Origin of the sequence: Streptomyces sp. NPDC001194, from assembly GCF_042896985.1 — a bacterium.
GTDB lineage: Bacteria > Actinomycetota > Actinomycetes > Streptomycetales > Streptomycetaceae > Streptomyces.
Genome location: NZ_JBIAXU010000014.1, coordinates 45,845 through 56,352, shown reverse-complemented (window position 1 = coordinate 56,352; position 10,508 = coordinate 45,845). Strand labels below are relative to the sequence as shown.

Sequence of the window (10,508 nt, the reverse complement as noted above, 5' to 3'; positions counted from 1 at the left end):
GGCTACCACCCGTGAGTACATCGGTTGATCAGATCGTCGACGCGCTCCGCAAGTCGATGCTCGAGAACGAGCGGCTGCGCCAGGCGCACAGCGAACTGACCGCTGCCGCCCAGGAACCCATCGCCATCGTCGGCATGGCCTGCCGCTACCCCGGCGGGGTCACCGACCCCGAGGGCCTGTGGCAGCTCGTCACCGAAGAGGTCGACGGCATCACCGCCTTCCCCACCGACCGCGGCTGGGACACCGACGGGCTCTACGACCCCGAGCCGGGCAAGCCGGGCAAGACCTTCACCAAGCACGGCGGCTTCCTGTACGACATGGCCGACTTCGACCCGGCCTTCTTCGGGATCAGCCCGAACGAGGCCCTGTCGATGGACCCCCAGCAGCGCCTGCTGCTGGAGTCCTCCTGGGAGGCCATCGAGAACGCGGGCATCGACCCGCTGTCCCTCAAGGGCAGCAAGACCGGCGTCTTCGCCGGTGTGATGTACCACGACTACGGGCCCGGCACCTCCGACGGCAGCATCGTCACCGGCCGCGTCTCCTTCACGCTCGGCCTCGAGGGCCCGGCCGTCACGGTCGACACCGCCTGCTCCTCGTCACTGGTGGCCCTCCACTGGGCCGTGCAGTCGCTGCGCTCGGGCGAATGCTCCCTCGCCCTCGCCGGCGGCGTGGCCCTGATGGCGACCCCCGACATGTTCCTGTACTTCAGCAACCAGCGCGGACTCGCCGCCGACGGCCGCATCAAGGCGTTCGCCGGTGCCGCGGACGGCACCGCCTGGGGCGAGGGCGTCGGCATGATCGTCATCGAGCGGCTGTCCGAAGCCCGCCGCCTCGGCCACAAGGTGCTCGGCGTCATCCGCGGCGTCGCCGTCAACCAGGACGGCGCCTCCAGCGGCCTGACCACCCCCAACGGCCCCTCGCAGCAGCGGGTCATCCGCCAGGCCCTGCAGAACGCGGGCCTGACGGCCGCCGAGGTCGACGCCGTCGAGGCCCACGGCACCGGCACCACCCTCGGCGACCCCATCGAGGCGCAGGCCCTGCTGGCCACGTACGGCAAGGAGCGCCCCGAGGACGACGAGCCCCTGTGGCTCGGCTCGCTCAAGTCGAACATCGGCCACACCCAGGCCGCCTCCGGCGTCGGCGGCATCATCAAGATGGTCCAGGCGATGCGGCACGGCGTCCTGCCCAAGACCCTGCACGTCGACGAACCGACCCCCAAGGTCGACTGGACCGTCGGCAAGGTCGAACTGCTCACCGAGGCCAAGGCCTGGCCCGACCACGGCCGCCCGCGCCGGGCCGGCATCTCCTCGTTCGGAGTCAGCGGCACCAACGCCCACGTGATCGTCGAGCAGGCCCCGGCCGAGGAGCCGGAGCCGGTCGAAGGCCACGAGCTGCCCGCCGTACCGCTCCTGCTCTCGGCGAAGACCCCCGACGCCGTACGCGGCCAGGCCGCCCGGCTGGCCGCCCACCTCGCACAGCACCCCGAGGCCGGCCTCGCCGACATCGGCCTGTCGCTGCTGCGCACCCGCTCGCAGTTCGAGCACCGCGCGGCCGTCGTCACCACGGACCGGGACGCCGCCCTGCGCGCCTTGCAGGCCCTCGCCGCCGACGAGCCCGCCGCCGAGGTCGTGCGCGGCCGCGCCGACGTCCGCGGCAAGACCGTGTTCGTCTACCCGGGCCAGGGCTCGCAGTGGGCCGGCATGGCAGTGGAGCTGCTCGACACCTCCGCCGTGTTCGCCGAGCGCATGGCGCAGATCGAGAGCGCGTTCGCGCCCCACGTCGACTGGAAGCTGACCGACGTGCTGCGCGGGGCCGAAGGCGCCCCGGGTTTCGACCGCGTCGACGTCGTCCAGCCGGTCCTGTTCGCCGTCATGGTGGCCCTCACCGACCTGTGGCGCTCCCTGGGCGTGGTCCCCGACGCCGTGATCGGCCACTCGCAGGGCGAGATCGCCGCAGCCTGCGTCGCCGGGGCGCTCAGCCTCGAGGACGCGGCCCGCGTCGTGACCCTGCGCAGCCAGGCCATCGTGTCCCTGGCCGGCACCGGCGGCATGCTCTCCGTCGTGCACCCCGCGGACCGGCTCCGCGAACGTCTGGACCGCTGGGACGGGCGCCTCAGCATCGCCGCCGTCAACGGACCCACCGCCACGATCGTCTCCGGCGACCCCGCCGCGCTCGACGAACTCGTCGCCGCGTGCGAGGCGGACGGCATCCGCACCCGGCGGATCGCCGTGGACTACGCCTCCCACTCCGCGCACGTCGAGAGCATCCGCGAGGAGATCGCCCGGGCCCTCGCCGGCCTGTCCCCCCGCACGTCCGACATCGCCTTCTACTCCACCGTCACCGGCGGACTGCTGGACACCTCCGTCATGGACGGGGAGTACTGGTACACCAACCTGCGCCAGACCGTCCGCTTCGACGAGGTCGTCGAGCTGCTGCGCTCCGAGGGCTTCTCCCACTTCATCGAGTCCAGCCCGCACCCGGTTCTCACCTACGGCCTCCAGGACACGCTGGAGCGCGGCGAGGCCCAGTACGGCGCGGGTGCGGTCGTCGGCTCCCTGCAGCGCGGCGAGGGCGGCCAGGCCCGCTTCCTGACCTCGGCCGCCGAATACGCCGTCCGCGGCGGCAGGACCGACTGGCAGCGGATCTTCGAAGGCAGCACCGCCCGCCCGGTCCCGCTGCCCACGTACGCCTTCCAGCGCTCCCGCTTCTGGCTCGACGAGGCCGTCTCCTCGACCACCGACATCACCACCGTGGGCCTGCAGACCGCCGGGCACCCGCTGCTCGGCGCGGTCGTCGAACTCCCCGACTCCGGCGTGCTGCTGAGCGGCCGGCTCGCCGTCAACGCCCAGCCCTGGCTGGCCGACCACGGCGTCTACGGCACCCTGCTGCTGCCCGGAACCGGCCTCGTGGAACTCGCCGTCCGCGCCGGCGACGAGGTCGGCTGCGACGTGCTCGAGGAACTGACCCTCCAGGCGCCCCTGATCATCCCCGAGACCGGTGGCGTCGCCGTCCAGGTCGCCGTCGGCGGCCCCGACGCATCGGGCCGGCGCGCGCTGACCATCCGCTCCCGCTCCGACGACGCGCCGGGCGCGCCGTGGACCGTACACGGAGAGGGCGTGCTCGGCACCGGCGCGCAGCCCGCCGACACCGACCTCACCCGGTGGCCCCCGGCCGACGCCGAACAGCTCGACCTCGACGGCGCCTACGCGGCGCTGGGCGAGCGCGGCTACGGGTACGGCCCGCTCTTCCAGGGCATGAAGGCCGCCTGGCGGCGGGGCGACGAGATGTTCGCCGAGGTGGAGCTCGAGGGGCGCACCCACACCGAGGCCGGCCGCTACGGCATCCACCCGGCCCTGCTCGACGCCGCCATGCACGCCGACCTGCTCGACGGCAGCCCGCGCGGCGGCAGCACCGACCTCCCCTTCTCCTGGGGCGGAGTACGGCTGCACGCCGCCGGCGCGACCGCGCTGCGCGTGCGCATCGCCCCGTACGGCGCCGACAGCGTCACCATCGCCGTCGCCGACCGGGACGGGCAGCCCGTCCTGTCCGTCGCCTCGCTGCTGGCCCGCCCGGTCACCCCGGAGCAGCTCAGCGCCGCCGCCCTCGACGGGGAGCTCTTCCGGATCGCCTGGTCCCCGGCCCCGGCCGGTGAGCCCGGCGAGGTCTCCACCGGGCGCTGGGAAACCCTCGGCGACGGCGCGGACGTCCCGGACGTCATCGTGCTGGACGTGGAGCCCCGCCCGGAGCAGGAGGACGTCCCGTCCGCCGTGCGCGCGGCCGCCTCCACGGTCCTCACGGCCGTCCGCCGCTTCCTCACCGAGGACCGGTTCGCCGGGGCGAAGCTGGCCGTCGTCACCCACGACGCGGTCGCCGTCGCCGACGGCGACCCGGTCTCCCTGGCCCATGCCCCGCTGTGGGGGCTGGTGCGCTCGGCGCAGCAGGAGAACCCGGGCCGCATCGTCCTCGTCGACACCGACACCGACACCGACACCGACGCCGGCGCCCCGTCGGCCCGTGCGCTCGCCGCCGCCGTCACGTCCGCCGAACCCGAACTCGCCGTGCGCGACGGCCGGATCCTGATCCCCCGCCTGGAGCGGGCCGCCACCGCCGGACGCGGCGCGCAGCCCGCGCTGGACCCCGAGGGCACCGTCCTGGTCACCGGCGGCACCGGCGGCCTCGGCGGCCTGCTCGCCCGCCACCTGGTGGAGCGCCACGGGGTGCGGCACCTGCTGCTCACCAGCCGCCGCGGGCCCGACGCACCCGGCGCCGAGGAGCTGCGCCGCGAACTCGCCGACCTGGGTGCCCACGTCACCCTGGCCGCCTGTGACGCGGGCAGCCGGGAGGCACTGGCCGCCCTGCTCGCCGCCGTCCCGGCGGAGCACCCGCTCACCGGCGTCGTCCACGCGGCCGGCGCCGCCGACAACGGGCTGGTCCAGTCGCTCACCGACGAGCGCCTGGACGCCGTCCTGCGGCCCAAGGCGGACGCGGCGTGGCACCTGCACGAGCTGACCCGCGACGCGGACCTCGCGCTCTTCGCCCTGTACGCCTCCGTCGGCGGGCTCGTGCTCGCCGCGGGCCAGGCCAACTACGCGGCCGCCAACGTCTTCCTCGAAGGCCTCGCCGCACACCGCAGGTCCCAGGGCCTGCCGGCCACGGCGCTGGCCTGGGGCCTGTGGGGCGTACGGACGGGCCTGACCTCGGAACTCGACGAGGCCGAGAGCGCCATGGCGGCGCAGGGCCTGCCCGCGTTCTCACCGGAGGGCGGTCTCGCACTCTTCGACGAGGCGCTGGGGCGCGCCGAGAGCACCCTGGTTCCCCTGAAGGTGGACACCCAGGCACTGCGGGCCCGCACGGACGAACTGCCGGCGCTGCTGCGCGGCCTCGTCCCCGCGGCGGTGCGCCGGCGCACCGCCGCCACGGCGCAGGACACCGGCTCGCTGCGCGAGCGGCTCGCCCCGCTCGCCGCCGCCGAACGCGGCCGGGCCCTGCTGGACCTGGTACGGGCCCAGACCGCCGCCCTGCTGGGCCACACCTCGGCCGACGACGTCGATCCCGACCGGGCGTTCAAGGAACTGGGCTTCGACTCCCTGAGCGCCGTACGGCTGCGCAACAGCCTGAACGCGGCGACCGGACTGCGGCTCTCCCCGGCCCTCGTCTTCGACTACCCGTCGGCGGCCGAGGTCGCGGCGCTCCTGGCCGAGGAACTCTTCGGGGCACAGGAGAGCGAGCCGCAGGAGGACCTGAGCGAGGCCTCCGCCGACGAGCTGTTCGACATCCTCGACGGCGAACTGGAGTCGCTGAGCTGACGGCGGCCCGTCCACGACGACGGCGGCGCCCGGGGAGGAGATCCCCGGGCGCCGCCGTCGTATGTCGTGGCCCCCGTGCGCGGGCCGCAGGCTCAGACCGTGACCCGGCCGCCCAGCTCCAGGTCCATCGGAAGGTCCCCGCGGCAGCTGATCTGCAGCTTGCGGTAGACCCGCGTCAGGTGCTGTTCGACGGTGCTCACCGTCAGGTAGAGCTTCGCCGAGATCTCCCGGTTCGTCAGACCCTGCGCCGCCAGCGTCGCCACGCGCTGTTCCGAGCTGCTCAGGCGGCCGGCGCCACCCGTGTCCCCCGGCGCGGGAGCCGTGCGCTCCCGGGACGGGTCGCTCAGCGGGGCGTCGGGGAGGATCTCCCTGCACAGCGCGATGGCCTGGCACTCCTTGGCGAGGTTCCACGCCGTACGGATCATGGCGCTGCCCTTCGACGCGGACCCGTCCGCCTGCAGTGCCCGTCCCAGCTCGGCCATGGCGCGGGCCGTCTCCAGCCGGTCCCCCGAGCGCTGCAGTTCGTCGATCGACTGGCGCAGCAGCGCCGGGCGCTGCTCGGGCGCCGCCGTCATGGCCCGCAACCGCAGCGAGACACCGCGCACCCAGGGGCGGCGGGCGTCCGGCAGCGAGAGCTGCTGGAGCACCAGCCGCTCGGCCTGCTGGGGCTTGCCCAGGCGCAGCAGCGCCTCGGCGGCGTCGGTGCGCCACGGCAGGAACGCAGGGCGGTCCGCTTCCCAGCTCTCCAGCCACCGGCCGACCTCGAGGAAGTCGCTCAGCGCGGCGTGCGGCTGGCCGACCGCCAGCTGGTGCAGCCCGCGGGCCCGCAGCAGGCCCAGGCCGTGCACGGTGGTGAGGTGGCGCTGCGGGATCTGCCGCTCAGCGTGGCGGGACCCCTCCGTGTAGCGCCCCATGGCGCTGCACGCCCGGATGAGGATGGCGGTCGGAGCGCACTGGAAGGCGCTGCCCTTGGCGTCCGGCAGGTACTGGAGGGCCGCGGTCGCGTGCGCGTGCGCGCCGGGCAGATCACCCAGCCGCAGCAGGGCCTCGGCGTGCAGGGAGGCGAAGACCGCGCCCCAGCCGGGGGCCCGGCACCGGTCCGCCTGTTCCAGGAGGCTGCGGCTCCACGGCACGGCCCGCTCGGGCTGGTCGGAGATGATCAGGGAGCGCAGGGCCTGCGCCAGCGGTGCGACGGTGGCGTCGGTCAGCCGGGCCGACTGCAGCAGCCGCTCGCTGACGGCGAAGCCGGCGTCGATCGTGGTGTCGAACGGCGACAGGCCCGGGTCCTGGCCGTCGTCGGTGTCCCGCAGCAGTTCCGTCGCCTCGGCGATGCGGCCCTGCGTGATCAGCAGCGAGGCCAGCCGCTGGACGTGCTCCCCGGCAGGGCGGCCGGCGCCGCCCGCGGGCAGCGCCTCCAGCGAGGCGGTCAGGTGCCGTTCCGCCGCCGCCGGGCTGAACCGGCCCGTGATCTGGGCGAGCCGGATGCGCAGGGCGACCCGCAGCTGATCGTCCCCGCACATCTCGTGCGCGAGCTCGAGCAGGCGTTCGGCGTACGGCGCGTCGTCTCGTGCCAGTACGTCCTCCGCGGCGTCGCGCAGCACGTCGACGTCGGCCGCGCTGCCGTGCCGGGGAACGCCGTCCGCCGCCGCGGCGAGCAGGTGCGCGGCGATGTCCGTGGCCGAACCGCCGTCCTCCTGTACCACCTTGGCCGCACGCCGGTGCAGTTCCGCGAGCTGCTGAGGCTCCAGGGCGGCCAGGGCGGCGGCCCGCGCCACCGGGTGGCGGAACCCGGTGCCGTCCAGGATGCCGGCCGCTTCCAGGGCGTGCAGGCCCCGGTCCACGGCAGGGGAGCCGAGGCCCAGGAGACGGGCGATGCGGGCCGGCGTGGCCTGCTCGCCGAGCAGCGCGGCCGCCTGCGCCGGCCCGGTGGCCGCCGGACCGCCGCGGTGCAGGCAGGTCGCCACCGCCCGGGCGAAGGGTCCGGCGGGAGCGGGGGCCGGCAGGGCCGCACCGTCCGCGGACCGCGCGCTGCCGTGCTCCTCGGCCAGGGCCCGCAGCAGCAGCGGATTCCCGCCGCTGATCCGGTGCAGGCCCGCGACCGGCTCCGACTCCCCGTCCCCCGCGGGGTGGCCGAGCATCTCGGCCACGTCGGCGGGGGAGAGCCGGCCCAGCCGGATCCGCCGGAAGTGCGGCTGGCGCATCAGCTCCGTGACGAACACCGGGTACCGGTCGTCGGCGTGCAGCGAACCCGTCACGACCATCAGCACCTTGGCCGACCTGGCGTGCCGGGCGATGTACTCGAGGTGGCGCAGCGACTCCTCGTCCGCGTGCTCCACGTCGTCGACGAGGAGCAGCACCGCCGGGTGGTCCGCACCCAGTTCGCGCAGCGCCGCGCAGAACGCCTGCATGTCCTCGACCCGCGAGGGCGCGCCGCCGTGCGCGGCCGCCGCCGGCGGGGTGAACAGCCCGTCGCTGCGGACCAGCTGGCGCACCACCCCCAACGGGAGGCCGCGCTCCGCTGCACAGGCCACGGCGCTCAGCACCACGACGCCGTCCGCCGCGGCCCGTTCGGCCAGCGCGTCGGCGAGGGCGCTCTTGCCGCACCCCGTGGCCCCCTCGATCCACACGATCCGCGAGCCACCCGCCGTGCAGTCTTCGAGAGCCGTCCCCAGTGCTTCGATCGCCGAAGTCCTGCCCATCAACGCCATACCCGCCCCGTTACAGAAGGTCTGTTACCCCTAACCCCGAACAGCGTGAGGGGTCCGTCCTACAGGGGTGGTCGAGCCATGACTGAGAGGGCGTGCAGGGGTGGCGCTCAGGGGGTGGGTTCGTTGCGCACGAGCCCCGCGTCGCGTACCTCGTCCACCCAGATATCGAGATCCGCGCGGGCATTTGCGGGGTCGGTGTCCCACAGCGCGGCCAGCGTTTCGGCGGCGGCCCCGACATCGCCGTCGTGCTGGCGCAGCGCGATCCACATCATGGTGCCCACGGGCCCGCACCAATACCGTCCCGGGCCGAAATCCGACGCGGTCCGCAGCTCAAGGCGTCCGTCCGCATCGACCGCGACGTTCAGGCCCGGCACCGGTCGAACGCGCACAGCCACCTCCAGTGCCGGCTTCCAGGGGCGACCCGGAGCACCCCCGGCGCGTGCGAGCCGTCCCATGACGCGCACGAGGACCGGGAACCGGCGACAGCGGTCAGGCGGTTCGGCTGCCCGGAGGTGTCCGCCCCTGCAGGTTCCCTGGTCGATCGAGGGGATCTCAAGTTATTGAAGACCGCGCCCCAAATCCATTCCCACGGCCAAGGTCTGGGGTGGAGCCGTCCCCGGACCCCTATCCGCAGCCGCCCGCGGCCGCCAGGTTAGGGGGACGCGGGCCGGGCCCCGGGCACGGACCGCGGCCGGATCCCGCCCGTCCGACCTGCCGGACGAGCGGAGCGGAAGGGCGGCCGACGGGTGCGCGGGGGCATGTCCCCGCCCGCAAATCCAAACCCGTCCCGAGTGAATTGGCCGAATAGCGAGAGGCGGTACGGGGAAAGCACAACAGAGCGTCCGGCCGGGCTTTTTCGCGGATTCCACCCGCGCTCCCGGAAAGGCGAAAGGAGCCGCCGACCGCGGCCGGCGCGGCCGGCACACGCGCCCACGCCCGCCCGGCGGCACCCGGCTCCGGGCTCCGCCGGGGGTCCGCAGCCTGTGCGGCCGGGCTCGAGCGGCCTTCGAAGCCTCCTCGAGCGCCGCACCCGAACGTAAACGGCGAGCAGTTGTCACCCCTCCCTCCCGGACAGCCGCCTGCCCCAGCAGATCCCACCCCAGGAGCGACGGATCATGGTGTTTCGCAGCGAGGTGTTCCAGGGCCGGGCCGAGTACCCCGGCCCGCTCCGCGTCCCCGGGACCGGTTCCCGCGCGAGGGCGGAGGCGGCCGCAGGTGTCCGGTGAGCGCCGGCCCCATCCGGTGCCCGGCCCCGCCCCGGCAGCCCTGCGTACGGGCCCTCCGGTCGCCGCCCCCGGCCGGCCGGCCCGCGCACCTGCCCGTACGCCCGCCGACCGGCCCGTGCCGCTGACCGTGTCCGGAGCCACCGCGGACGCCCGCTCCCGGCAGGCCGCACTGCTCGCCGACGCGCTGGCGGGCGGCGGGCGCGCGGCCCTGGCCGCCGCCGCCCGCACCGCCGGGCCCCCGGCCCCCCGGCAGGCCTACCGGGCCACCGTGGTCGCCGGTACGGCGGAGGAGGCCGTACAGGCGCTGCGCGCCCTCGCGTACGGCCGGCCGCACCCCGCCCTCGTGAGCGGGGCGGACGAGGCGGGCCGGGCGGCCGACGCGGCCGTCGTCCTGTTCACCGCCCACAGCCCGCCACCGCCCCGCACGGGCCGGGAGCTCTACAGCACCTTCCCCGCCTTCCGCGCCGCGTTCGACGCGGTACGCGAGGCGGTCGATACCCACCTGCCGCTGCCGCTCGCCGCCGTCGTCCTCGCCCCGGAAGACGGTGTGGACGCGGAACTCATCCGCGACCCCCGCTACGCCCGGCCCGCGCTCTTCGCCTTCCACGTGGCCCTGCTGCGGCTGTGGGAGGCCTGCGGGGTTCGCGTCGGCGCCGTCGCCGGAGACGGCACCGGCATCCTGGCCGCGGCCCACGCCGCCGGCGTCCTCGGGCTCAGCGACGCCGCCCGCCTCGCCGCGGCCGCGGGGAGATCCGCCTCCGACCTGCGCAAACAGACGCGCGGCTGCCGCACGCAGTCGCCCCGGCGCGCCCTGGTCTGCACGGCCACCGGCGACCGGATCGGCCCCGGCCCGGGCGAACACCCCCTCGCCCCGCGCCACCTCCTGCGCGCGGCCGCCCCGGCGGCCGGCCCCGCCGCGGCGCTGCACGCCCTGGCGGGCGCGGGACTGCCCGGCGCCCACCCCTGCGCACCGGACCCCGCGCCCGCCGCGGCCCACGGTGAACTGCGCGCGGTACTCATGTCGCTGGCCCGCTTCCACGCCTGCGGGCAGCCCGTCGCCTGGGCGACCGTGCTCGACGCGACGGGGGTGCCGGCCGCACGTCCGGCCCCGCTGCCCGAGCTGGCCGCCGACCCCCGCTGAACGGCCCGCCGGGCCCGGCCCGCGCCGGGACCGGGGCCAGTTCGGAGCGGACCCCGGTTCCGGCTGCACGGGTTCTCGAGCGGCCTTCGAGTGATCCGCGTGACGCTGGGCGCCAGTGCACGACCGA

4 protein-coding genes are annotated in these 10,508 nt (G+C 75.5%); 2 read left to right on the top strand and 2 right to left on the bottom strand.

What is annotated here, in order from left to right; translation table 11 throughout:
• The first annotated feature begins 11 nt into the window (after positions 1-11).
• Complete coding sequence (locus tag ACFY1T_RS24990) at positions 12-5,306, top strand: SDR family NAD(P)-dependent oxidoreductase (RefSeq protein ID WP_390790142.1); 5,295 nt, start codon at positions 12-14, stop codon at positions 5,304-5,306.
• Between the two features lie 92 nt (positions 5,307-5,398).
• Here the strand turns inward: ACFY1T_RS24990 and ACFY1T_RS24985 are convergent, their stop codons facing one another.
• Together ACFY1T_RS24985 and ACFY1T_RS24980 are read right to left on the bottom strand one after the other, a co-directional pair.
• Complete coding sequence (locus ACFY1T_RS24985) at positions 5,399-8,005, bottom strand: BREX system ATP-binding domain-containing protein (protein ID WP_390790141.1); 2,607 nt, start codon at positions 8,003-8,005, stop codon at positions 5,399-5,401.
• 116 nt (positions 8,006-8,121) lie between these two features.
• Positions 8,122-8,295, bottom strand: a complete 174-nt coding sequence (locus ACFY1T_RS24980; protein WP_390790140.1) for a PqqD family peptide modification chaperone — start codon at positions 8,293-8,295, stop codon at positions 8,122-8,124.
• A 934-nt stretch (positions 8,296-9,229) separates the two neighbouring features.
• On the opposite strand from ACFY1T_RS24980, the gene ACFY1T_RS24975 reads away from it, so the two are divergent.
• Positions 9,230-10,381, top strand: coding sequence for an acyltransferase domain-containing protein (locus ACFY1T_RS24975; protein WP_390790139.1), 1,152 nt, complete (start codon positions 9,230-9,232; stop codon positions 10,379-10,381).
• Positions 10,382-10,508 lie beyond the last annotated feature (127 nt).

What these genes read in the sequence shown, in the direction of transcription:
- ACFY1T_RS24985 (WP_390790141.1), bottom strand. Translation starts at nt 8,005, where the DNA reads ATGGGCAGGACTTCGGCGATCGAAGCACTGGGGACGGCTCTCGAAGAC.